Source organism: Leptolyngbya sp. FACHB-711 (assembly GCF_014695615.1).
In the GTDB taxonomy this organism is placed as follows: Bacteria; Cyanobacteriota; Cyanobacteriia; order Elainellales; family Elainellaceae; genus Leptolyngbya_A.
Map to the genome: position 1 here is coordinate 1 of NZ_JACJOR010000411.1, position 23,237 is coordinate 23,237.

22 protein-coding genes are annotated in these 23,237 nt (G+C 51.6%); 14 read left to right on the plus strand and 8 right to left on the minus strand.

The window, feature by feature from the left end:
* Positions 1–240: 240 nt before the first annotated feature.
* Together H6F80_RS17920 and H6F80_RS30450 are read right to left on the minus strand one after the other, a co-directional pair.
* Positions 241–855 carry a DUF3172 domain-containing protein gene (locus tag H6F80_RS17920; protein ID WP_199296657.1) on the minus strand — a complete coding sequence of 205 codons (615 nt, stop codon included), beginning with the start codon at positions 853–855 and terminating at the stop codon, positions 241–243.
* Between the two features lie 69 nt (positions 856–924).
* Positions 925–1,050 carry a hypothetical protein gene (locus H6F80_RS30450; RefSeq protein ID WP_277879202.1) on the minus strand — a complete coding sequence of 42 codons (126 nt, stop codon included), beginning with the start codon at positions 1,048–1,050 and terminating at the stop codon, positions 925–927.
* A 91-nt stretch (positions 1,051–1,141) separates the two neighbouring features.
* On the opposite strand from H6F80_RS30450, the gene H6F80_RS17925 reads away from it, so the two are divergent.
* The 3 genes from H6F80_RS17925 to H6F80_RS17935 all read left to right on the plus strand — a co-directional run bounded on the left by H6F80_RS17925 (position 1,142) and on the right by H6F80_RS17935 (position 4,259).
* Positions 1,142–1,927: an ABC transporter permease gene (locus tag H6F80_RS17925; RefSeq protein WP_518523605.1), complete on the plus strand. Its 786-nt coding sequence runs from the start codon at positions 1,142–1,144 to the stop codon at positions 1,925–1,927.
* A gap of 42 nt (positions 1,928–1,969) precedes the next feature.
* On the plus strand, positions 1,970–3,514 hold the full coding sequence (lysS, locus tag H6F80_RS17930) for a lysine--tRNA ligase (RefSeq protein ID WP_190792887.1): 1,545 nt from the start codon (positions 1,970–1,972) through the stop codon (positions 3,512–3,514).
* Positions 3,515–3,623: 109 nt separating this feature from the next.
* Positions 3,624–4,259 carry a hypothetical protein gene (locus H6F80_RS17935; RefSeq protein ID WP_190792888.1) on the plus strand — a complete coding sequence of 212 codons (636 nt, stop codon included), beginning with the start codon at positions 3,624–3,626 and terminating at the stop codon, positions 4,257–4,259.
* On the opposite strand, the gene H6F80_RS17940 is transcribed toward H6F80_RS17935, so the two are convergent.
* A complete protein-coding gene (locus tag H6F80_RS17940; RefSeq protein ID WP_190792889.1) occupies positions 4,256–5,209 on the minus strand; it encodes a glycosyltransferase family 9 protein in 954 nt (317 codons plus the stop codon). The two genes, H6F80_RS17935 and H6F80_RS17940, sit on opposite strands and share 4 nt — an antisense overlap.
* 132 nt (positions 5,210–5,341) lie before the next feature.
* Here H6F80_RS17940 and rlmD point away from each other — a divergent pair, with 132 nt between their 5' ends.
* A complete protein-coding gene (gene rlmD / locus H6F80_RS17945; RefSeq protein WP_190792890.1) occupies positions 5,342–6,787 on the plus strand; it encodes a 23S rRNA (uracil(1939)-C(5))-methyltransferase RlmD in 1,446 nt (481 codons plus the stop codon).
* A gap of 4 nt (positions 6,788–6,791) precedes the next feature.
* Here rlmD and H6F80_RS17950 read toward each other — a convergent pair whose 3' ends face one another.
* The gene (locus H6F80_RS17950) at positions 6,792–8,324 is read right to left on the minus strand and encodes a SagB/ThcOx family dehydrogenase (RefSeq protein ID WP_190792891.1); all 1,533 of its coding nucleotides are present in this window, start codon (positions 8,322–8,324) and stop codon (positions 6,792–6,794) included.
* A gap of 218 nt (positions 8,325–8,542) precedes the next feature.
* Here H6F80_RS17950 and H6F80_RS17955 point away from each other — a divergent pair, with 218 nt between their 5' ends.
* The 6 genes from H6F80_RS17955 to glyA all read left to right on the plus strand — a co-directional run bounded on the left by H6F80_RS17955 (position 8,543) and on the right by glyA (position 13,545).
* Complete coding sequence (locus tag H6F80_RS17955; RefSeq protein WP_190792892.1) at positions 8,543–9,343, plus strand: hypothetical protein; 801 nt, start codon at positions 8,543–8,545, stop codon at positions 9,341–9,343.
* Positions 9,344–9,476: 133 nt separating this feature from the next.
* Positions 9,477–9,692, plus strand: coding sequence for an NAD(P)H-quinone oxidoreductase subunit O (locus H6F80_RS17960; RefSeq protein ID WP_190792893.1), 216 nt, complete (start codon positions 9,477–9,479; stop codon positions 9,690–9,692).
* Positions 9,693–10,126: 434 nt separating this feature from the next.
* The gene (locus H6F80_RS17965; RefSeq protein ID WP_190792894.1) at positions 10,127–10,267 is read left to right on the plus strand and encodes a hypothetical protein; all 141 of its coding nucleotides are present in this window, start codon (positions 10,127–10,129) and stop codon (positions 10,265–10,267) included.
* A 437-nt stretch (positions 10,268–10,704) separates the two neighbouring features.
* Positions 10,705–11,178 (plus strand): type II 3-dehydroquinate dehydratase, encoded by a 474-nt coding sequence (aroQ, locus tag H6F80_RS17970; protein ID WP_190792895.1) that lies wholly within the window; start codon positions 10,705–10,707, stop codon positions 11,176–11,178.
* A gap of 89 nt (positions 11,179–11,267) precedes the next feature.
* On the plus strand, positions 11,268–12,086 hold the full coding sequence (gene larE / locus H6F80_RS17975; protein ID WP_190792896.1) for an ATP-dependent sacrificial sulfur transferase LarE: 819 nt from the start codon (positions 11,268–11,270) through the stop codon (positions 12,084–12,086).
* Positions 12,087–12,261: 175 nt separating this feature from the next.
* Positions 12,262–13,545 carry a serine hydroxymethyltransferase gene (gene glyA, locus H6F80_RS17980; protein WP_190792897.1) on the plus strand — a complete coding sequence of 428 codons (1,284 nt, stop codon included), beginning with the start codon at positions 12,262–12,264 and terminating at the stop codon, positions 13,543–13,545.
* 99 nt (positions 13,546–13,644) lie between these two features.
* Here the strand turns inward: glyA and H6F80_RS17985 are convergent, their stop codons facing one another.
* From H6F80_RS17985 to H6F80_RS18000, 4 genes are all read right to left on the minus strand, one after another.
* Positions 13,645–15,543, minus strand: a complete 1,899-nt coding sequence (locus H6F80_RS17985; protein ID WP_190792898.1) for a R3H domain-containing nucleic acid-binding protein — start codon at positions 15,541–15,543, stop codon at positions 13,645–13,647.
* 65 nt (positions 15,544–15,608) lie between these two features.
* Positions 15,609–16,850, minus strand: a complete 1,242-nt coding sequence (gene ldpA / locus H6F80_RS17990; RefSeq protein ID WP_190792899.1) for a circadian clock protein LdpA — start codon at positions 16,848–16,850, stop codon at positions 15,609–15,611.
* 687 nt (positions 16,851–17,537) lie between these two features.
* Positions 17,538–18,584, minus strand: a complete 1,047-nt coding sequence (hemF, locus tag H6F80_RS17995) for an oxygen-dependent coproporphyrinogen oxidase (protein WP_190792900.1) — start codon at positions 18,582–18,584, stop codon at positions 17,538–17,540.
* 379 nt (positions 18,585–18,963) lie between these two features.
* Positions 18,964–19,281 (minus strand): ArsR/SmtB family transcription factor, encoded by a 318-nt coding sequence (locus H6F80_RS18000; protein WP_190792901.1) that lies wholly within the window; start codon positions 19,279–19,281, stop codon positions 18,964–18,966.
* 396 nt (positions 19,282–19,677) lie between these two features.
* Here H6F80_RS18000 and H6F80_RS18005 point away from each other — a divergent pair, with 396 nt between their 5' ends.
* The 4 genes from H6F80_RS18005 to H6F80_RS18020 all read left to right on the plus strand — a co-directional run.
* Entirely contained in the window at positions 19,678–20,778 is a 1,101-nt protein-coding gene (locus H6F80_RS18005; protein WP_190792902.1) for an alkene reductase, read from the plus strand.
* A gap of 289 nt (positions 20,779–21,067) precedes the next feature.
* Positions 21,068–22,015 carry a 2-carboxy-1,4-naphthoquinone phytyltransferase gene (gene menA / locus H6F80_RS18010; protein WP_190792903.1) on the plus strand — a complete coding sequence of 316 codons (948 nt, stop codon included), beginning with the start codon at positions 21,068–21,070 and terminating at the stop codon, positions 22,013–22,015.
* Between the two features lie 45 nt (positions 22,016–22,060).
* A complete protein-coding gene (locus tag H6F80_RS18015; protein ID WP_190792904.1) occupies positions 22,061–22,597 on the plus strand; it encodes a GIY-YIG nuclease family protein in 537 nt (178 codons plus the stop codon).
* 267 nt (positions 22,598–22,864) lie between these two features.
* Positions 22,865–23,237: transposase (locus H6F80_RS18020; protein WP_518523606.1), on the plus strand; the 373-nt coding region annotated here is incomplete at its 3' end.

The window sequence follows — 23,237 nt, forward strand, 5'->3', positions numbered from 1 at the left end:
ACCACTTCTAATACTGAATCAAACAATCTCCTAGAAATTATCTCAGAGATTGCCGCTAGGCTTCTTTAGCAACAATGCCAGACTCGCCGCTAAATCTGCTGCGAGCGAACAAATTGCACAACTTCTTTTAGCCAAACGTTTCAAAAAAAACCCCTCTCGCCAGGAGAAGGGTGATGTAGAAGAGAACAACGTTTGCAGTATCAAAATATTTGAATTAGACGGTATTAGACAGCTTAGAGATTAGAGGCGATCGTTTTCGGGCGATGTGCTGCTGCCTGCCTGACGGAACAGGTTGCCTGCCGCGTCGTTCTGGTAAACGCAGTCAATTCGGGCACTGCCATCAGCTTTGTCGATGTCTCCGGTGTAGGCAAACGTATTCATCCGTCTGCGGCACTCTGCCATCTGCTCGCCGTTGATCAAGTTTCGGCTCTGCAAAATATTCCAGTTACTGCTTCGCATCACGCAGCCCGGAACCATGCGCGGCTGAGTCACAAATACGCTAAACGGGTTCAGCGTCATGAACGCTCTGAGGTCGACCGTAACGGCACTTGCACCGTACTGCAAGCAAATTTCTGGGTTAGGCGATGCCTGCTCGATGTCTACACGAGTCGCAACGCTGCTCAAGTTCGAGGACGGCGTGTAGGAACCAAAAAACATCCCCAAGCCAATGCCCACAATAAACACCGTTGCTAGAATTGCGGCAGTCGTATAGGTTAAGGCTCCGCCAAGCAGTCCTTTTTGTTGCGGCTTCTCTGGTTTTTCCATATACGGATCTCGGTCATAGTAATCCCGATCACGATCGTCGGAGTAGCGGGGCGATCGAGGCGGTGCTTTGGGAGGTCTGCGTTTGATCATAGGGATGCGTCACCGAGTGGGCTGACTAGCGGATATACCAGAAATTGCAAACGGGCTTCTGATCACTCTCTACCCTAGCATTCCTATTTCCAGTGTAAGAGAAGCCTCACAAATCGACTGCACTTGGAGGGGAATGATGGGGGCGATCGAGTCAGGAATGCGATCGAGCCAATAGAAGCTTGCAGGAAGTGTCAAAATAAAGAAAAAATAATATTCTTTGTCATTCTGCAATACCAATTTGCAGAAGCAGGGCTGAAATTGCCGTTCTACTGGTCAGCAGGTCATCGTGATTAAAGCTTCTTCGATTCGCAGCATTTTTGCCGATAGTTTAACGGTTTTCTGGGGAGACTGGCTCGATTTGCGGGTGCGTCTGCCGCAGGTGATCGCATCGGGTTTGATTTCGCCCTTAATCTACATTCTGGCGTTTGGTTTGGGGTTAGGCAGTGCCTTATCCGTCCGTCCACCGAGCGGCGGCTCCTATCTGGAATTCATTTTGCCGGGAATGGTTGCTCTGTCTTCGATGACGATCAGCTTTGGCGGTACGACCTTCTCGATCTGCGGCGAACGGCTCTATTCCAAAACCTTCGAGGAAATCCTGCTGCTCCCTGTTCACCCGATGGCGTTGTTTCTGGGTAAGATGCTGGCGGGCGTGGTGCGGGGGCTGATGACTTCGGCGGCGGTGATGGTAGTCGCGATTCTGTTCACAGGCAACTGGGCGTTTTTGAATCCCCTGTTCTTGCTGGTGCTAGTGCTGAACTGCGCGATTTTCTCAGGGCTTGGTGTGATTGCGGGATTGAATGTTAAGTCTCTGGAAGGGGTTGGGCTGATCAATAACTTTTTGATTGTGCCGATGTCCTTTCTGGGCGCGACATTTTTTGACCCGACGCGGTTGCCCCTGCTGTTTAAGAGCATTATCTATTTACTGCCCCTGACCTACACGAGCATCAGCTTGCGATCGATTGTCTTGGATTCCCTCTCCGACTTTCCCTGGTATAGCATCCCAATTTTGCTAGCCGTGGGAATTGTTCTGGCAGCGATCGGGGCTTATCAGTTCGCGCATCAGCAGGATTAAAGCAGGTTTTTCTTGGTTTACTATTCTTTCTTTTGAGTTCCTATGGCTTCTGATGATCTCCGTGCGGCACGCCTCGAAAAAGTTGCCCAAATTAAAGACCTGGGGATGAATCCCTACGCCTATCGCTGGGAAATCACGGCTCATGCAGCTGAGCTTCAACAGAAATACGCAGATCTGGCGGCGGGTGAAGATCTCGACGTGGAAGTGTCGATCGCCGGACGAATCGTAGCAAGGCGCGTATTTGGCAAATTGGCATTCTTCACGCTACAAGACGAAACGGGCACGATCCAGCTTTACCTGGACAAAAAGAAAATCCAGGAATCCATGGGGGCGATCGACGCAGAGGCGTTTGAACACCTGAAGCAGTTAACCGACGTGGGCGATATTCTCGGCGTGAAGGGGACGATCCGCCGCACGGAAAAGGGCGAACTGTCGGTCAGCGTTACTCACTACGAAATTCTCACGAAATCCCTGCTGCCCCTGCCCGACAAGTGGCATGGCTTAACGGACGTTGAAAAACGCTATCGCCAGCGATATGTGGATTTGATCGTGAATCCCGAAGTGCAGAAAACCTTTCGCCGCCGGGCGTTAATTACGGCTGCAATTCGTCGCTATCTCGATCAGCAGGGCTTTATCGAAATCGAAACTCCGGTGCTCCAGCCGGAAGCGGGGGGTGCAGATGCGCGTCCGTTTGTCACCTATCACAACACAATGGAGATGGATCTCTATCTGCGAATTGCGACTGAGCTGCACCTGAAGCGGCTGATCGTCGGCGGATTTGAGCGTGTGTTTGAGATGGGGCGCATTTTCCGCAACGAAGGGATCTCGACTCGCCACAACCCAGAGTTTACGTCGATCGAGGTTTATCAGGCATACGCCGATTACCACGACATGATGACCCTGACCGAAAACATCATCGTTTATGCGGCAGAGTCAGTGCTGGGAACGCTAAAGATTGCTTATCAGGGACAGGACATTGACCTGACTCCTCCCTGGCGACGGATCACAATGCACGAGATTGTGCAGGAGCAAACCGGATTAGATTTTACCCAGTTTTCTACTTTGGAAGAGGCGCGATCGGCGGCGCAATCAGCTGGAATTAAGGATGTCAAAACATGTGAGTCGCTCGGCAAACTGCTGAACGAAGCCTTTGAACAGAAAGTTGAAACGAGGCTCGTTCAGCCCACGTTTATTCTCGACTATCCGGTTGAAATTTCTCCCTTGGCAAAGCCGCATCGCAGCAAACCGGAACTGGTCGAGCGATTTGAGCTATTCATCGTCGGACGGGAAACAGCAAACAGCTTTTCGGAGTTAACTGACCCGATCGATCAGCGCAAACGTCTGGAAGCACAAGCCGCCCGCAAAGCCGCCGGAGATTTAGAGGCAAACAATGTCGATGAAGATTTTCTGACTGCTCTGGAATACGGAATGCCGCCTACTGGGGGAATGGGGATGGGAATCGATCGTCTAGTGATGCTGCTATGCGACTGCGCCAGCATCCGCGATGTGATAGCCTTCCCGCTGCTTAAGCCAGAAGCGAAACCCGATGAAGCCAAATCGGGCGAAACAAAATCGGACGAAGGATAAATCCTGAATGAAGCTGATCGACTCCTCTTTAAGAAGACTGTAGAGTTCATTAGGGGATCGGCGCAACGGCTTTTGGGATCACTACAATGCTAGCTACACCGCATTTGCATTGGTTTATTTAGGTTCGATGAAGCTGCGCGTCTTTTCCCTGTTTGTACTGCCCCTCTGCGCTCTGACTGGCTGCAATTTGACTCGAAGCCAGTCTCCGGTAACGGCTACGAGTTCACCGCAAGCGATCGCCGTTTCTCCGTCTACCTCCCCTGCTCCGTCTGCTTCTCCTGTCCCTTCGCTGTTTCCGTCGCCCAGCGTTACGGCAGAAACCCAGCTGTATCGGGAAAAGACAGGACGATTTGAGATTGCGTTTCCCAAAAGCTTTGTTTATCAGGACACTGGAAGCGGCGTTGCATTTGCGTCGGATGACCAGGGATTTGCCGGAGCCGTAGATTTTGGCTCAGCGCAGGGACAAAAGCTGACTCCGCCTCAGCTCGAAGCCGCGCTCAAAACTGAGTACCAGAATCGGCTGAAAACCGTTTCCTGGGCAAAATCAACGCTTCAGTCAGATGGCAGCATTCGCATTGACTGGACCGGAAAAGACGAGCAGGATAATGCTCTGGATGCCGTCAGCTTTGTTGAACAGCGCAGCGACACCATTTTTATTCTGAATTTGTACGGCGTCAATAAGCCCTATCAGAGCTACCAGCAGCAGGCTGAGGCGATCGTCAAAAGCTACCGAGTAAAGCCCTAGCCGCCCCAGACCTTTTCTAATACCTGTTCTGGCGAGATATTTGCCATTTTGCCGGTTGGCGACTGAATGGCTACAAACTTATCGCTTTGAGGCAGGAGCTGACTCGGCTCGTTTGGACCAAACAACGCCAGTGTATAAACCTGGAGCGCAACCGCGAGGTGCATTGGGGCACTTTCAGTACAAATCATTAAATTTGCTCCGGCAATCATCGCGGCGAGTCTGGCAACGTCTCCTGGCTTCGTCACTTTCAAACTGGGGCAAGCCTGGAGGAGTTGCGTCACTGTTTCAGCGTTTTCTTCGTCTTGACCAATGACGATCGGTAAATCGGGCTGACGCTGCTGAAAATCTTCGATGATGCGCTGCCAATGCTCGACCGGATACTCGGTATAAATTCCCTTCTGAAGCGATTCGCTAGAACCGGGATAAATCATGACATAACCGCTCACCCCCAGCCGCTTTTGCTCCATTTCTGCCCAGTCGAGATCGCTGCTGGGAATCGTAATGCTGAGGTCAGGGCGGGGCGTATTGATCTTAAATGCCTGAAGCAGGTCGTGATACATTGCTGCCGCATACTGATCGGATTTCTGCGGTACAGCATTCGTCAAAAAGCCACTGCCGCCATTTCCCGCAAAGCCCACGCGAGTTGAGATACCGCTCAGCCACAGCAGCAAGCCTACGCCCCAGCTTCTTCCCAGCGACAGAACCGCTTCGTAGTCTCGATCGCGCATCACCCCCAGCAGGTTTGCCCAGTCTGCGGGACTGTTTCGATCTTTGAAGTCAAAGGAAATCACATCGCTGACCGATTTAGACACCCGGTAGGCAGATTTCGATCGCGGTTCAACCACCACGTCAATTTCGGCATCGGGATAATTGCGCTTTAGATCGTCCAGGGTCGGAAAAAACAGAATTTGATCGCTAACCCCGCCAGGGACAAGAGCTACTACTCGCATGGTAAATATTTCGTTACGCAATCTCGCTCATTATTGTAGGGGAATTGTTGAAGAATAAATCTCCTTTCAGAAGTGCCTTCAGATTGTTCTCTGATTTGTCAGACTGGGAAAGGACAAACAGGGCGGGATGCAATGAGCAAGTTAGAAGATAGGCAAGACCCAAACGTACAGGAACCGAAAGAAGAGCCGAACGAACCGAATGAACAGTGGCAGCAGGGACAGCTTTTAGAATTAACGATTTCGGATCTCAACCATGACGGCTCTGGAGTCGGACGTTGGCAGGGGCGAGTGGTGTTTGTGCCTGATACAGTTCCGGGCGATCGTCTCTGGGTACGCCTGGTGCGGGTCAAGCCCCACTATGCCCACGGAAAACTACACGAGCTGATCGAACCGTCAGAACACCGGGTGCGTCCAGGCTGCATCGTGGCAGATAAGTGTGGCGGCTGTCAGTGGCAGCAAATTGACTATGCCTATCAGCTTGAGGCAAAGCGGAATCTGGTAATTCAAGACCTAGAGCGCATCGGCGGATTTGTGCAGCCCCCGGTAGAGCCTGTCTTGGCAGTGAGTTCTGCCCTCGATTACCGCAATAAAGCAACCTATCCGGTTCAGGTCACGATTGCTCCCGGTAAATCGCCCCAAGTTCAGCGGCGCAGCGTCCATGCAGGCTATTTTCAGAAAGGCAGTCATCATTTAATTAATTTGAACCAGTGCCCGATTCAAGATCAGCGGCTCAATCCGTTTCTGGCAAACATTAAGCACGACATTCAGGCGAGCGGCTGGTCGATCTACGACGAAACCACCCATCGGGGAGAAGTACGGCACCTGGGGCTGCGGATCGGACGACGCACTGGAGAAATTTTGCTGACGATCGTGGCAAGAACCGGAAATTTGCCCAACCTGGCAGAACAGGCACAAACCTGGCTCGATCGCTATCCTGCCCTCAAAGGCGTGTGTCTCAACCTGAATCCCGATCGCACGAACGCCATCTTCGGTAAGGAAACGCGCTGCATTATTGGACAGGATTTTATTACCGAGGTCTTTTCCGGACTCCGGTTTCGCATCCAGCCGACCACTTTCTTTCAGGTCAACACCGAGCAAGCAGAGGCATTGCTCCAGGCGATTCAACAGCAGCTTCAGCTTCAGGGCGAAGAAATTTTAGTGGATGCCTACTGCGGGATCGGCACCATGACCCTGCCTTTGTCAAAACAGGTGCAGCAGGCGATCGGCATTGAGATGCAGGCAGAAGCGATTGAGCAAGCCAACGCCAACGCAACACTGAATCAAATTACCAACGCCACCTTCCAAATTGGCAAAACCGAGGAAATTCTGCCCCAGCTCGACGTGCAGCCTGATGTAGTCCTGCTCGACCCGCCCCGCAAAGGCTGTGAAGGTTCCGTCATCGAAACCCTGCTCCAGATGCAGCCCGATCGCATTGTCTATGTAAGCTGTAACTCCTCCACCCTTGCCCGCGACCTTAAGCTGCTCAGCAGCCAGTACGAACTCATTCAAGTACAGCCTGCCGATTTCTTTCCTCAAACCGCTCATGTGGAAGCAGCGGCGTTTCTGAGCAAGGCGTGAGTGATTACCCCTTCACCCGCCCCAACGTCGTAATATACAGCACTGCCTCATCGGTCGGAATGCCCAGCACTTCATTGACCTGATCGTCAAAATAACCGCCAATCCCACTCACGCCCAGCCCCAGCCGAACGGCTGCCAAATTCAATCGCTGTCCCAGATGCCCAGCATCAAGGTGAAGGTAACGATAGGCTCGATCGCCATACTGCATCACGGCTTTCTCTAGGTCGGCAGTATGGAATAGAACAACGGCTGCATCTCGTCCCAGGTTTTGTCCCAGGCAGAGAAAGTGCAGCTCTTGGCGAAAGTTCTTAAACCGAATCTGACGCAGTTCCTGTGCTTTGGGCGCATAGTAATAGCAGCCTTCTTCCAAGCCATCAACGCCTGAAACCGCTAGAAAGGTTTCAATCAAGCTGAGGTCGCAGTAGTCGGGGGTCGGGTCGAGGTGCTGATCGATCGAGCTTTGCGGCTGGTAGGTGAAATCAAGCAGGGCTTTCAGTTCAGTCAGGGTCAGATTAGCTCCACTGTAGGCACGAGTCGATCGCCGCTTCAGAATTGTGGTTTCCAGGTCGGTGAGCTGCTTGCCCCAGTCGATCGGGTTCGTCACCGTCGAGACTTTTAGACAAAAAGGAAAGTTGTATTTGTCGCGGCGAGGAAGGTCGTCATCCCGCTTTACGGCAAGCTGCTTCAGTGTTGGAGGATTGTCAGTTTCGGGAATGCTGCTCGCTCGGTGCAGTGAACTGAGCAATTCTCCTTCTGCCAGTTTGGGGTAGTTGCGGTGAGTGGAGGAGGAAAGAACCGTTGGCGCAAGCGGCAGGTGTTGCTGTAAATCCTGCAAATCTGCCAGGGCTAAAACAGCGATCGTCCCTTCTCCTTCGCTGTCCAGATACATCAGTCGATTGACTGCTTCATCCATAAATCCGCCAATCAAATGAGGACGAAAATCATTGATCGCGCTGGCAAGTTCCAGATTGCCCAGCAGATGCCCCGTATCCAGCAGCACCCGCCGATATGCTCGATCGAGATATCGCCAAGCCGATCGATAAAAGATGCTTGTCACCACGATCGCCATTTGCGTTCCGTCCAGGGTCGGATGCCAGAGGCAGGCATTTTGCAAAACTGTCCAGACTTCACTATCCCAGAAATGCAGCAGTGAGTGGGACTGGGGCTGATAGTGATAAAGCCCAGCAGGCAGCAGGGGAGTGCCGCGAGAAATCAGATAAACCTCTGCCGGATACAGCCCGCCTGCAGAAGGGGTGGCCCGCAGATACACCGGATCGCCTCGCAGCGTCAGCATACTCACCGTTAAGCCATAGGTGCAAAACAGCAGGCGCGAGAGCCGGCTCCAAAAATCCTTTTCTGTCCCTTCTTGGTCGATCGGTTGCAGGTGGGATTTGAGGTCAAACTCAACGCCAATCTTGTACTCTTTGAAGGGAGAAGGCTGATTGTCCCAGTCCAGGGCGCGATCGGACAGGGTTTTGGGATGATATTTCGTGCGCTGATGATAGTGCTGAGCAAGCGAATCCAGCGATTCTGACATATAAAGATTCTGGCGGTTCCGGTCTTTTTGATCTTGGCACTCCTTTTCAGGAATGACCAACCTCACTTCACGAGTATCCTTTGATACTTACACTGAGTTTGGATAGTTTCGGGCAAATGAGGGAATATTCAGGAGGAATGAAACATTTGGTCTCATATTGCCCGCAATGCACCCAAACCGACTCACCGAATGCTTCGCTCTTATCGTGAATTCTTGCTATGAAAACGCTGCTTCGTCGAATCGGATCTGAATTCATCCTGCCGCTTTTGCTGGTTGGTGTCTGTATTACAGCGATCGGCTGGATGCAAATTCCTCGCCTCGAACAGATTCGAAGCAGCAGTCAAACAACTAGTGTGACCGAAATCCGTCAAGGAACGGAAGCGGAAGCAGCCCGACTGTCGCTCCTGAAGAAAATGCCGTCCTTCGGGTTTGACAACTTGCTTGCAGATTGGACATTTCTCAATTTCACGCAGTATTTTGGCGACACCGTCGCCCGTGAAAAGTCTGACTACCGCCTCAGCCCGGACTACTTTGAAGTTATCCTCGATCGCGACCCGCGCTTTATTCAGGCTTATACCTTTCTCTCGACCAGCGGCTCACTTTATGCTGCCTTACCGGAGCGATCGACGAAAATCATGCAGCGTGCCCTCTCCCGACTGAAGCCAGACGTGCCTCCTAATGGGTTTTATGGGTGGCGACAGCTCGGTGTTGATCAGCTTTTGTTTGTGGGCGACAGTGAAGCTGCTCGTCGATCGTTTAAAACCGCTGCCGCCTGGGCAAGACAATCCTCATTGCCAGAGAGTGAGCAGGTTGCCCAGTTTTCAGAGCAAACCGCCGCCTTTCTTGCCCGTAATCCCGATAGCAAGTCAGCACAGATTTCTGCCTGGGCAATGGTGTTAAACACGGTGCCAGACGATCGCACCCGCAAAACAGTGATCGATCGCATTCAAGCTTTGGGCGGTCGGGTCACTCAAGAAGCAGATGGATCGTTTCGCATCTTTGCTCCGCGTCAGGACTAGCTAGCCACAAATCGATCGCCCCAGGCTCTCCAGATTTCAGTCAGAGAGCTGCTTCGCTTTGCCTGAGGCTTTTGCTTCATCCCCATCCCAGGCTATTCTTAACTCAGACCTGTTAAAGAATTGGGATGTACCAATGGCAGTCAAGAAAGGCGATCTCGTTCGTGCCGTTCGCGAAAAGCTCGAAAATAGCCTGGAGGCAAAAGCAAGCGATCCGCGCTTTCCGCCCTACCTGTTTGAAACAAAAGGTGAAGTCCTGGAACTGCGGGGCGACTATGCCCTCGTCAAGTTTGGCTTTGTGCCAACTCCCAATATCTGGCTGCGAAATGATCAATTAGAAAAGGTGAGCTAGAAAAGCGGGTTAATCGATTCTGCGTGCCAATTCTGCTTGCTGATGTTTCCGGCGATAGCAATCAAGCGGGGCTGGATAAAGGCATCATGCCTTATCATTCGCCCCGTTTACTTCATGAATTTCACAGAATGAATCGCCGAAGCACCGATCTGCTGACTTCTATACCAATGGGAGCAGCGTGAAAATGTATAGTGCAGAAAAAGCAGTACAAAAATCAGGAAAGCCAGGTGGATAACCGAGGAAGTTCATCAAAACCTCTGTCGCTTAGCAGAATTGCAGTGAGTTATAGGAAGAGCAATGAATCTACCCTGACACCCTTGATCATTTCTGTTGATTAGATATGATTAAAGAGTAAAGTCAAATACAAGACCTGCTTTGTCCGATTTTCCAGGCACAGTAGGAATTTGGGCTTACGTTAAGGAGCTTTCCGATTCATGGACTACATTGAAAAGGTTCTGGAAAAGCTGAAGGAATGGGCAGGCAAGCTAATTGAAGCACTCCTGGGTCCCGAAGCGCAACCTGAACCGGAACCCATTCCAGTACCCGTAAGAGATAACGATCGCCGCTATCGCTAGGGTTTCCAAAGCGGTACTTGCGCAGTACTCCGAAAGCAGTTGACAAAAAAGCTATCAGCGGCTTGTTTGCAGTGCCTACGAGTGACCGACGATCGCAAGAGAGTTAATGCCTGACTAAAGGTTTGATTGACTCTTAGAATAATTCGCTGGAATCTAGCTAAAACTTTTTGGGCTGGCTCGAAGCTGTGGAGGCCTGAGCAAAGGCTGCGTTCCAAGATGAAAAGAATTTGACCCAGCTTTTTGAGTGACATACTTAGTCAAGAACGTACTTGATCGAGAACCTATTTGACTAAGGTGTTTGGTCAAGGTATCTGGTTAAGTAAGTTGCCCCGCGAAAACTTCAGCGATTTAGAGTCCTGCTTTTATTGTATTGATTAAATTGTATTAACTGTATCGACTAAACAGCCTGGTCATTTTTCATTGACCACACTCTGACGGTGTATAGCATTCTGGTATTGCACGGACCAAATCTAAATTTGCTGGGTCAGCGCGAACCTGGCGTTTATGGTTTGACCACACTCAAGGATATTAATCAAATGCTGATCGCTGAGGCAGAAAAGCTTCAGGAAGAAGGGCTTACGCTCAAGGTGACAGCGTTTCAGTCAAACCATGAAGGGGTATTAATTGATGCGATTCATGGGGCGATCGGGCAGCATCAGGGCATTGTAATCAATCCCGGTGCCTATACCCACACCAGCGTCGCGATTCGAGATGCAATCGCAGGCGTTGCCATTCCTACGGTTGAAGTTCACCTCAGCAATATTCACCGTCGGGAGGCGTTTCGCCAGCATTCCTACATTGCACCCGTAGCGATCGGGCAGATTAGCGGCTTTGGGGCAGAAAGCTATCGGCTGGGGTTGAGAGCGATCGTTGCTTATTTGCAGCAGCAGTCTTTAAACACTCACCCCTGACTCGTCCATCATGAAAACCCATCATTAAAATCAAAAATTGTTAGGCTAGAACCATTCGCTTGCAGCGTTGGAGAAAACGCGACCGAGTCATGCTGTTGCAGAAGTTAGAGCAGTTGAGAGGATTATTTGCCGAAATGGATCGGGCACTGATTGCCTACTCCGGTGGCATTGATAGCACATTGGTTGCCAAAATTGCCTTTGATGTATTGGGCGATCGGGCGTTGACAGTGACTGCCGTTTCGCCTTCTTTGCTGCCCGAAGATCTGGAAGATGCACGAATTCAGGCGGCAGAAATTGGGATTGCTCATCAGCTGGTGCAAACCCACGAAATGGACAACCCTAACTATCGATCGAATCCGGTGAATCGCTGCTATTTCTGCAAAAGCGAACTGCACGACACGCTGAAACCGCTTGCGCTGGAGCGCGGCTATCCCTATGTGGTGGACGGGGTAAATGCCGATGATCTGTCCGATTATCGTCCCGGAATTCAGGCAGCAAAAGAGCGGGGGGCACGATCGCCTCTGGCAGAAGTGGGGGTGTCGAAGCTAGAAGTGCGTGAGCTGTCGAAGTATCTGGAATTGCCCTGGTGGGATAAGCCCGCGCAGCCCTGCCTTAGCTCCCGATTCCCTTATGGTGAGGAGATTACGATCGCCAAGCTCCAGCGGGTTGGACAGGCAGAACGCTATCTGCGCCATCTGGGCTTAAAAACGCTGCGGGTGCGATCGGCAGGAGATACGGCTCGAATTGAGCTACCCGTTGAGCAGATTCAGGAGTTTGTACAGACTACGGATCTCGAGAATCTGGTGACTGCCTTTAAGTCGTTTGGCTTTGTCTATGTCACGCTTGACCTGGAAGGCTTCCAGAGCGGCAAGCTGAATCAGGTTCTACCGCTTTCGTCGATCACCTAACCGGAAGTACAGCGAATCCTACTAAGGATTGAAGCGGGGGATACCCCGGATACGCTCTGTTCACAGCCCAGTGAACGCTATATGATAAATGGCTTGGGCAATTTATCGCTGAAGCTAAATAACTCAATGCTTTACGGTGCCTCTTTTCCCTCCCCTAACCTTTCTGGAGTTGCTTGTGACTGATACCAACCTCGATTTCCTCAACAAGTCTGACCCGATCGTTGCCGGACTCATTAACCAGGAGCTAAATCGCCAGCAAGAACACCTGGAGCTGATAGCCAGCGAGAACTTTGCTTCGGCGGCGGTAATGGCGGCTCAAGGTTCTGTGCTTACTAACAAATACGCGGAAGGTCTACCCAGCAAGCGGTACTACGGCGGCTGTGAATTTGTAGACCGCATCGAAGAAATTGCGATCGATCGGGCAAAGCAGCTTTTTGGTGCAGCCCATGCTAACGTTCAGCCTCACTCCGGTGCACAGGCAAACTTTGCCGTATTCCTGACGCTGCTCGAACCGGGCGATACCTTTATGGGGATGGATTTGTCCCACGGTGGGCACCTGACCCACGGTTCTCCGGTAAACGTTTCCGGCAAATGGTTTAAGGCATGTCACTATGGCGTGAATCGTGAGACGGAACAGCTCGACTTTGATGAAATTCGAGAGCTTGCGCTTCAGCACCGTCCTAAACTGCTGATCTGCGGTTACTCAGCCTATCCCCGTATTATTGACTTTGCCAAGTTCCGCGAGATTGCCGATGAGATCGGGGCGTATCTGATGGCAGACATTGCCCACATTGCCGGATTGGTTGCGACCGGACATCACCCGAATCCGCTTCCCTACTGCGATGTCGTCACGACCACAACGCACAAAACCCTGCGCGGTCCTCGCGGTGGACTGATTCTCACGCGTGATGCCGACCTGGGCAAGAAGTTTGATAAGTCCGTTTTCCCCGGTACACAGGGCGGTCCCCTGGAACATGTGGTGGCTGCGAAAGCAGTTGCCTTCGGAGAGGCACTTCAGCCCGAATTCAAGACTTATTCGGGTCAGGTCATTGAAAATGCGCGAGCAATGGCAGCCCAGCTTCAAAATCGCGGCTTCAAGCTCGTCTCGAATGGCACTGACAATCACCTGATGCTGGTGGATCTGCGATCGATCGGTATGACGGGCAAAATCGCCGACCAGCTTGTGAGCGATGTTCACATCACCGCTAACAAAAACACCGTTCCTTTTGACCCCGAATCGCCTTTTGTCACAAGCGGTCTGCGGCTTGGTTCTCCTGCAATGACCACACGCGGCATGGGCACGGCGGAATTCACCGAAATTGGCAACATTATCGCCGATCGCCTGCTGAACGCTGAGAATGAATCGGTGGCTGAAGAGTGCCGTCAGCGTGTGGCAAACCTCTGTCGCCGCTTTCCGCTCTACCCGCACCTTAGCAGCCTAACCCCGGCTCTGGTGTAGGACGAATCCAGGCTTTACAGGCAACAAAAACAAAACAGGTAACAAAAAGGGCGAACCGAAATTCGCCCTCATTTTTTGAATGTCGTATAAACGGTCGTGCTAAGCAGGATAGATCCGCAAGCGACGATTTGGCTCATCCCCAAAGCTAGAAGACTTGAGCCGATAATGCTCTACAAGTTCATGCTGCATTTTGCGAACCTTTGCCGATCGCGGCAGCAGTTCCACGGGCTGTCCTTTGGGAATCACAATTTGTTCGACTGCCAGCCGAGCTTCCTCCAGTGCTTCCAGTTCGTCTTCGCCGCCCTCATTAGAGAACAGGTGTAGATCGATTGGTTCCTCGACGCCGTCTTCCTCCATCTGCAGCATTCGCTGGAGGGCGCGAATCATTTGCGGGACGCTGTTTGCCTTCACGGCGTGAATGGGCACATGACGATGCTTGGCGATGCTTCGCAGCTTCGAGTGGTTTTTCAGGTGCGATCGCAGGGCGAGAACGGCGTCTGCATCATCGATGTCCTTGGTCAGGACGATCGGCAGATGCAGGGTGCGAATCACCTGCTCTAGCTGATGGCGACTAATGGCGTAGGGATAGACGTGCAGCGGCAGATCTTCTCCGTTTGGACCCGGCGTTTGTCTATACGAAGCAGCTCCGCTTGTAGCGTAATCACGCACAGGTTCCAGCGACGCGAGAGGCAGGCTTTCTAACGACTCATTCAGTAATCGATCGAACTGCTGCCGCTCTGATAAAGGACTCGAAGTGGCTTCATCGAACGCAATGCCCAGATCGCTCACTTCTTGACGCTTCAGCCCGATTGGAACCATTTGCCCCGAGGTGCGCCAGTTGCTCGAACTCACCGATCGCAGCGTACCGTTGCCGCCCAAGGGAGCCGATCGAAAGGTGGTTTGTCCGGCGGCGGGTGGAGGGGTTTCTCGGGCGATGTGGACTTTGCCGGATTCGTCTGTTGTGCGAAGCTGAGGCGAAGGCTGTCTGCCGCGCAGCAGCAAATCTACCGTCTCCGAGACGTTTTCATGCACAACCCACTTGTGTCGCTCCAGAATCTCGAGCGCAATATCAAACGTGGGTGGAGCCTTGCGTTCCAGCACACTCTTCTGGCTGCCCCGACGCCGTGCTTCTTCATCGCTTAAGGTAACAGACTGAATGCCGCCCACAAGATCGGAAAGCGTCGGGTTTTTGATCAGGTTTTCGATTTCGTTGCCGTGTGCCGTGCCCACAAGCTGAACACCGCGCTCTGCAATCGTCCGAGCTGCCAACGCCTCAAGCTCGGTTCCAATTTCGTCGATCACAATCACTTCCGGCATGTGGTTTTCGACCGCCTCAATCATCACATGATGCTGAAGCTCAGGACGAGACACCTGCATTCTTCTTGCCCGCCCGATCGCTGGATGGGGGATATCACCATCGCCTGCGATTTCGTTGGAAGTGTCAATAATCACAACGCGCTTGTTGAGATCGTCTGCCAGCACCCGCGCAATTTCCCGTAGAGCTGTTGTTTTGCCCACGCCAGGACGACCCAGCATCAGGATCGACTTGCCCGTTTCGACCAGATCGCGTATCATGCCGATCGTGCCAAAAACGGCTCGACCCACCCGACAGGTCAAACCAATCACGGCTCCTGCCCGGTTACGAATGGCGCTAATTCGGTGCAGGGTTTGCTCGATGCCTGCCCGGTTGTCGCCACTAAACATTCCGACGCGCTCAACGCAATAGTCCAGATCAGCTCTGGAAACCGGAGTGTCTGACAGATATTCAGAAGTCCCTGGAAAGCGAGCTTCGGGTCTGCGTCCCAGATCCAGCACGACCTCAACAAGCTGATTGCGTCGTGGATGGGAGACCAATTTGACTTGGATATCGGTTGGCAGAATTTCGAGCAGTTGATTCAGGTCGTCGGTGATTTGAAAGGCGGGCTGTGATTGATGTGCTTCAACTTCGATCGCAGAATGCTGGACTGGATCAGAAAAATGATTATCGTTGGATATCATGGACTGATTGATATTCACCTGATTGATATTCACCAAAATTGGGCTAGAGATAAGAGCGATGGACGTTAACCGGATGGAGCGAAGGCGGTCATAGGCTGCTTAATTTGGGAAACGAGAGTGTGAGCGGTTTGGACGGCTTGCCAGAGAAGATCAGAGTCCTCTAGCTGGATCTGGAACTGCTGTCGATCGAAGCTTTGTTCGGAACGGGAAGAATGAAACGGCACAAAGTCGTGTTCAGCAGAAGTACTTAGGGGAAATTGCTGGGAGGATTGTTCAAGCTGCTCAAGAATTGGAGCGAGGAGGGTTCGAGCATAGCTGCCGTAGGCAATTCCGGCAATGCGAAACGGTTCTTCCTGCCGCGCCTGCGAGGACGCCCCATTCCTTGCTACAGCATTAGGGGTTTTATCTAGCGAGAGCAAGCCCAGTGATTTGAGTTTACTCACGGTGTAGTAATTTGTGCCTCCAGCTAACTGAATATATCCAGGTAGTTTTGCCGCCAGCGCTTTTTGACCCAGTTTGACTGCTGCCAGTGTTGCGCCATTGCCAATATCACCACTCATAGGTCTACCGTCGGTTTGCCAAACTAAGGCACAGGGGAGTGGAGCCATGACTTCGTGCAGTGCCCACAGATAATCCACAAAGCCTTCCCCATCGGGGCAGCTAATCGCAATCAGCTTTAGCGTGGGGAGAAATGGCTCGATCGCTTGCCAGAGCCGCTTGAAGTCTGCCAATCGCCCAACTTGCGTATGAATCTCAACCGCATCTACACCAGATAACACCAGAGGGGCAACTGCCGCTGGAGAAAACACATAGGAACGAGTCGAAATTCGGTCAAAGGGACAAATCGGTACACAGCGACCGCAGCCGTAGCACTGGTCGTCAATCACGCCCGCCGATTCGCCATCCAGCCCTCGATCGGTTCCTCGACTAAACACGATCGCCTGTGCCGGACAAACCGTTTCACAGGGGCGGGTGCAATCAGGCGGACAGCAGGCAGGGTCAAACTCAGCTTTACGAAAGTGCGGGTCTTCGCCGTCGTTGAGGCTGACCATCAGCCAGGGTAAACCCTCGATTAAAAAACCACGCTGCTGAGCGGATTTTTGCAGGCTCATCGCCGATTCCAGGGCAGATTGAGCGGCATGAATCACGGCTGGGTCGGCGGCGACATCAATACAGTCGGCTCCAGCAAGCGCGTAGGCGAGGGCTAATGTCCGAACAGCAGGAAGGTGCTGATAACTGGCTCCGCAAATTAATTTGAACCAGTTGCCTTGCCTCAGTGAACGTAGGGGACGGTGCAAATCGGTCACCCTTACATACTAAAAGGTTATAGACAAAATGACAGGATCATTTGTCAGCAGTCTACTACAACTCTTTTGCTTTGATGTGTAGTGTGAACTGCGAAAGCAATATTTTTTACGCATCCGTTCATCTTTAGAAAGATTTCCGCCAAGGGGGACTCGAATCATTTAAGCCCCTCAAAAACAATCTATGGAATCGCTCGTTAACAAGGTTCACAAACGCGATCGAGCATTCTTTGGGTTGCTTCAGACTGAAGCTGCCTCAGTTCAATTGCAGCAATAAATTTCAGCATGATGGCTTTTCCTGATTGAGGTGAATGTATGCCAGCACAGCCATTATTATACTACATTTGCAGCTTGCATACTACATTCAGGTTAGTTGATGGGCGATCGGCTCTGTAGTACCTGTCAGGGTGATTTTCGCAAGCATTGAGGATAGGAGGAGTGTTATGAAATTTCCCATCTGTATTGTTGCCTAGATCCCCTAAGGCTAGGGACTTTGAGGTTTTATTTGCCTGGAACTAAGAGAGCCGATTATTCCTGATTTCAAATTCAGCAGCAACGGCTTAGGAGGTTCGATCAAAGGACATGAAAAAAAGCTGTTGCCGTCATTCAGAACGATCGTCTGAGTTCAGCAACAGCCAGAGCACGTTTTGTTTTGGAATCAACGCGCTACAAAATGCGAGGTTGACGCGACTACTGAATTACATCTCCTTCCCAGTTAAGCCAGTCTTGCGGCTTAAGAAAAATTTCGTAGAGCTGTGCTTCTCTTGTGCCGGATTCAGGCTGATAGCCATATTCCCAGCGTACCAGGGGCGGCAGCGACATCAAGATTGACTCGGTACGTCCGTTGGTTTGCAGACCGAAGATTGTGCCCCGATCGTAAACCAGATTAAATTCTACATAGCGACCGCGCCGATAAAGCTGGAAATCGCGCTCTCGATCGCCATATTCCGTATCTTTGCGACGTTCGACGATCGGCTCGTAGGCAGGCAGAAAGGCATTGCCGCAGTCCTGCACAAAGGCAAAAATTTCTTCCCAGTTGCGCTGATGAATGTTGCCGATCGAGTCACTGTATTGAGCGGCTAGACCCTTCTTATCAGGACCGTGATACAGCGTGTCGCGAGCATCCTGATAGTCAAAGAAAATGCCGCCGACCCCGCGTGTTTCCCCACGGTGCTTCAGATAAAAGTATTCATCGCACCACTGCTTAAAGGTTGGATAGTATTCGCTGTGGTGACGATCGCACGCTGCTTTCAGAGTCTGGTGAAAATGCTTCACATCTTCCACAAACGGATAGTAGGGCGTGAGGTCGATGCCGCCGCCAAACCACCATACCGGACCCGCCTCGAAGTAGCGATAGTTGAGGTGAACCGTCGGGATATAGGGATTCCGGGGATGCAGCACCATCGAAGTGCCCGTGGCATAGAAACCGTGTCCGGCGGCTTCGGGACGCTGAACCAGAATCGACGGCGGTAGATCCTTACCCCAAACCTCAGAGAAGTTGACGCCGCCCTGCTCAAAGATTCCCCCGTTTTTGATCACTCGCGATCGACCGCCGCCGCCTTCTTCGCGCTCCCAGCTATCTTGCTGAAATTGAGCCTGGCCGTCGAGTTCTTGAAGACGCTGGCAAATCTGGTCTTGAATCTGCTTCATAAAGGCACTGACTCGCGCTTTAGAGTCAGCCGGTGGCGTAGTTCCAGAGTTTGCTGCTGAAGTGGGGGGTACAGAAGATTTCACCATAGCTCTTTAAACGCTTCAATCTCTCTTGGTCAAATTCATTGGAACGATACGGAAACAGAGCGGCAGACAAGCTTTGTCAATTGTATTATTGTTTCAATTGTCTTATCTTGAGGCTCTCTTCTTAAGGCTCTCTGTTTAGCCTAGCCCGTTTTTTAGCCTGGTTTACTGAGAAATTCCATGCTTCGCTTTCCGATCGTTTCCATCCTGTTCGCTTCTGTACTTTAGGGGAAGGAGGACAACCGGATCTAGGAGGAGTGACAAATCTTTATATCTATTTGGTTATGAAGCGAAAGAAGCATTCAACCAGGACAGAACGGGTGTGAAAGCTAGCAGGAAAGGGAGTTTTCTTGCATTTCGCCTTTGATATTACTCGCGTTGCTTACTTTGCTGTTAACGAAGCTTTTGCATGGATGCTCTCGCTGAGTACCGGGCAGTTAAACAGGCTAATAAAGCACTCTTTCAGCAGCGATCGATTAATGGCGTGAAACTTGGTTTGCCCTTCTTTGCGAGTTTGCAGGAGTCCCGCCTCGCTCAACGTTTTGGAATGGTGGCAAAACAGTGCAAGGCTAATCTCAAGCTGAGCCGCAATTTCTGAGCCGCTCAGTTCCCCTTCGGTCATAGTGAGCCGCTCCACAATTCGCAGTCGGGTCGGATCGCCTAACGCTGCAAATATCTTCGCCCGTTGTTCAGTGTCCATTGAGGTCTTACCCTTACTCCACAGGAATCGCTACAAGAATTTCTAAGAGGCTGTTTTAGAAGTATGCAATGGGCTGCATTCACCCCCAACCCCCTACAAAGAAGAGACTTTTGATCCGGGTTTCAGGTCAAAGTCTCCCGAACGATCGGGACTTCAAACTCTATTCCGGTTCAAAGTTCCTCAAGCTGGGGGATTTAGGGGGCGGGGCGGGGCGGGTCGCCGTTTGCAGCTTTAAAGTATCTTCTTAGGATGTGATTCCATTCTAGATGGTTCTACCCTACTAATTAAATACTCAAGTAACCACTTGACCTAACAAATCGATCGCGTTACAGTAAAACTCAAATGGTTATTTAACTACTTCTGCTTACCTACTCATCCACCTACCTACCTACTCCTATGTCTACTCTCAAACTCCTCACTCCCATTCAACTCGGACCCTACGAACTGCCAAACCGTCTGGTCATGGCTCCCCTGACACGCAATCGAGCTAGTGCAGGCGACGTGCCGGTTGAACTTAACGCCACCTACTACGCCCAGCGTGCCTCTGCCGGGTTGATTGTAACTGAAGCGTCGCAAATCTCGCCGCAGGGAATGGGCTATCCGGCAACACCCGGAATTTACTCCGCCAAACAGATCGAAGGCTGGAAGCAAGTGACTCAGGCAGTGCATGAGAAGGGCGGACACATTTTTCTTCAGCTTTGGCATGTCGGGCGGATTTCTCACCCGTCACTTCAGCCCAACGGTGAACTGCCCGTTGCCCCCAGCGCGATCGCCCCTCAAGGCATGGCATCCACCTACACCGGGGAGCAGCCCTTTGTTATGCCTCGCGCCCTGGAGCTATCTGAGATTCCTGGCATTGTGGAGGATTATCGACAAGCGGCTAAAAATGCCCTTGAAGCAGGCTTTGATGGCGTTGAAGTCCACGGGGCAAACGGATATCTAATCGATCAGTTTCTTCAGGACGGCAGCAATCATCGCACCGATGAATATGGTGGATCGATCGAAAATCGTGCCCGTTTTTTAATGGAAGTTTTGGAAGCGATCGTTAGCGTATGGGGCAGCAATCGCGTGGGTCTGCGCCTGTCGCCCACCGGAACCTTTAACGATATGCACGACTCCAATCCGGCAGCCCTCTTTGGCTACGTGGTGAAGGAACTGAATCGCTTCAATCTGGCGTATTTGCATCTGGTCGAGCCGCGCTGGGATAACCCCGAAGTGCGCGACAAAACGAAAGACCTAGGCGCACATTTCTTCCGTCCGATTTATCAGGGCAAGATTATCAGTGCCGGAGGCTACAACCGCGAAACGGGAAATGCGGTGCTGGAGGCAGACGACGCAGATCTGATCGCCTACGGCAGATGGTTTATCTCGAATCCCGACTTGCCCAAACGGTTTGAGCTGAATGCCGAATTGAACCCCTACGATCGCAACACGTTCTACGGCGGTGACGGCAAAGGCTACACTGACTACCCTGCACTGGAGCGGCAAATCGCCTAGCTTACGTAGAAACAAAAAATCCCCAGCCAAAGCCAGGGATATTAATCAGGGTGCATCTACCACTACAGTCTTCCGGTATTTCACAATACATCCGGAAGATTTTTTCATATTGAGAACTATCACACGACGTAAAGAATCATTACCACTGCAAACGCCTGAAGGCGCATGGGGACAGGGTTCATGGCAACTTAGTAAATGGCAACTTAATCAGGCAACTTATAAACAGTCCTTGTAAAAAGCTCCTGTAGACGTTTCCTTCTGGTCTGGGTCACGCAGTTTAGAAACCTCCATGACAATTAAGCTCGTTAAATCCTTTTCTTCCCCGATTAATTCTTCCCAAGCGAGTACCCAAGCGAATGCGGGTCAAAAAAAGCTGTGGATGGCTGCGATTAAACCGCCGATGTATAGCGTGGCAATCATGCCGATCGCTCTGGGAAGTGCCGTTGCCTATGCGGAAAGCCAAACCTTTAACCTCCCCATTTTTCTCACCTTTGTGGTTTCCGCGATCTTGATCCTTGCCTGGGAAAACGTCAGCAATGATGTCTTTGATGCTGAAACCGGAATTGATCGCAACAAGCATCACTCGCTGGTGAATTTGACAGGAAATAAAACGCTGATTTTCTGGATCGGCAACCTGCTGCTGACGCTTGGGATTCTGGGCATCGTGTCGATCGCCTGGACCCAGCGCGACTTTACAATTTTGGGAATTATTCTGCTGTGCTGCGGGCTGGGGTATACCTATCAGGGTCCGCCTTTCCGGTTGGGCTATCAGGGACTGGGCGAAATTCTTTGCTTCTTCAGCTTTGGTCCGCTTGCCGTTGCTGCTGCCTACTACAGCCAAACTCAAACGTGGTCTGTCACAAGCCTCGCAGCCTCTGTCATTCTCGGTATCAGCACCAGCTTGATTCTGTTTTGCTCTCACTTTCATCAGGTTGCCGACGATCTGGCAGCCGGAAAACGATCGCCTATTGTCCGCCTAGGCACACAGCAATCGGCTGAACTGCTGCCCTGGGTCTGCGGGAGCCTTTATGCACTAACGCTGCTGGGTGTGGGGCTAAGCATCTTTCCTGTATGGACGATCGCCATTTTTGCCAGTCTACCGACCGCGTATCGCCTCTGTAGCCACGTCGGAAAAAACCACAATCAGCCCGATCGGGTCAACAACTGCAAATTCATCGCCGTCTCGCTGCACTTCTGGAGCGGCATTCTGCTCTGCCTGGGCTTTGCGATCGGCTAATCCCTCATTCCCCCATCTCCTCACCTCTCATCTCCCCATCTCCTCATGCCCCACCCCACGCTTCCTTTTCTCACCGACCTTGAATACCTTCCTTACCTGGACGACGAAGGACAGCTCATCGATCGCCCCTTTGGGATTGGTGTCTACGCGATTTTCGATCAGGCGAAAACCCTGCAGTATATTGGCTACTCGCGAGATGTGACACTGAGCCTCCGGCAGCATCTCGTTCGTCAGCCGCAAAAATGTTACTGGCTGAAGGTGCAGACGATCGAACGACCTAGCCGCACGTTGCTGGAAGACATTCGCACCGCCTGGATCAGCGAAAACGGCACTGTCCCACCGGGAAATGCTGCGGAAGAACCGCTCTGGAGCCAGGCGATCGATGCAAAAGAACAAATGACTGCTGAGGAACAGGCTACCTTTGCCGCGATCGATGACCTCGGAAAAACAAAACTCCTGAAGCAGATTGCCCGTCGCGTCGAAGCTGAAGTGCTGACCCAGCTAGAACAGCGCGGCGTGAAGATGGCGGTTCGCTTTGATCCGAAACTGAAAGAAGAAGGGCTTTTGAGTTTGAAAAATTAGAAATTTTGTTTAACCTGTTTCAGTTAAAAGGGGGTTTGAGAAATGCTGAATGCTGCCCAAACCGCCCCCCCTAATCCCTCATAAATCATAAATAAGGGACTTTGAGCCGAAAAAGTGAAATCGAGACACTTGAAATCGAGACACTTACACAACCCGAAAACCCACAACCTGAAAACCGAGTCGGAAAACTTATGCTTATCCCTCTTCTGTCACTCTGCGCATAGGTAAATTAGGTTAAAGGGGCTGAACGTTAGGTTGCTGAGCATGATTGAGCAACGAGAACCAGTTGCCACTGTGGGCTTCATCAATGAATACTGTCAAGCCTACCGCCACCTGTTTGAGGATGTCAGGAGTTTTGAGCAGTTCAAGTTTTTGCACGTGGGCCTGTTGAGTGGACTAGCGCGTAAAACCCTACCTGCGATTGCTCAACTCGTTGGTCTTCAAAACGCTCAAAGTCTCCATCATTTCCTGCGCGGTGGTGTCTGGAGCGTTGAGCAACTGAGGGCAGTTCGCCTGAGCCTGATTGCACACACCGTTGGAGAACGCCGCATCGGGTTGTGCCTCGATGAGACGGGTGATGTCAAAAAGGGGCAAGCAACTGACTACGTTGCCAAGCAATACATTGGCAACATTGGACGTT

What these genes read in the sequence shown, in the direction of transcription:
- H6F80_RS17920 (WP_199296657.1), bottom strand. Translation starts at nt 855, where the DNA reads ATGATCAAACGCAGACCTCCCAAAGCACCGCCTCGATCGCCCCGCTAC.
- lysS (WP_190792887.1), top strand. Translation starts at nt 1,970, where the DNA reads ATGGCTTCTGATGATCTCCGTGCGGCACGCCTCGAAAAAGTTGCCCAA.
- H6F80_RS17940 (WP_190792889.1), bottom strand. Translation starts at nt 5,209, where the DNA reads ATGCGAGTAGTAGCTCTTGTCCCTGGCGGGGTTAGCGATCAAATTCTG.
- rlmD (WP_190792890.1), top strand. Translation starts at nt 5,342, where the DNA reads ATGAGCAAGTTAGAAGATAGGCAAGACCCAAACGTACAGGAACCGAAA.
- H6F80_RS17950 (WP_190792891.1), bottom strand. Translation starts at nt 8,324, where the DNA reads ATGTCAGAATCGCTGGATTCGCTTGCTCAGCACTATCATCAGCGCACG.
- H6F80_RS17955 (WP_190792892.1), top strand. Translation starts at nt 8,543, where the DNA reads ATGAAAACGCTGCTTCGTCGAATCGGATCTGAATTCATCCTGCCGCTT.
- H6F80_RS17960 (WP_190792893.1), top strand. Translation starts at nt 9,477, where the DNA reads ATGGCAGTCAAGAAAGGCGATCTCGTTCGTGCCGTTCGCGAAAAGCTC.
- H6F80_RS17965 (WP_190792894.1), top strand. Translation starts at nt 10,127, where the DNA reads ATGGACTACATTGAAAAGGTTCTGGAAAAGCTGAAGGAATGGGCAGGC.
- larE (WP_190792896.1), top strand. Translation starts at nt 11,268, where the DNA reads ATGCTGTTGCAGAAGTTAGAGCAGTTGAGAGGATTATTTGCCGAAATG.
- H6F80_RS17985 (WP_190792898.1), bottom strand. Translation starts at nt 15,543, where the DNA reads ATGATATCCAACGATAATCATTTTTCTGATCCAGTCCAGCATTCTGCG.
- hemF (WP_190792900.1), bottom strand. Translation starts at nt 18,584, where the DNA reads ATGGTGAAATCTTCTGTACCCCCCACTTCAGCAGCAAACTCTGGAACT.
- H6F80_RS18000 (WP_190792901.1), bottom strand. Translation starts at nt 19,281, where the DNA reads ATGGACACTGAACAACGGGCGAAGATATTTGCAGCGTTAGGCGATCCG.
- H6F80_RS18005 (WP_190792902.1), top strand. Translation starts at nt 19,678, where the DNA reads ATGTCTACTCTCAAACTCCTCACTCCCATTCAACTCGGACCCTACGAA.
- menA (WP_190792903.1), top strand. Translation starts at nt 21,068, where the DNA reads ATGACAATTAAGCTCGTTAAATCCTTTTCTTCCCCGATTAATTCTTCC.
- H6F80_RS18015 (WP_190792904.1), top strand. Translation starts at nt 22,061, where the DNA reads ATGCCCCACCCCACGCTTCCTTTTCTCACCGACCTTGAATACCTTCCT.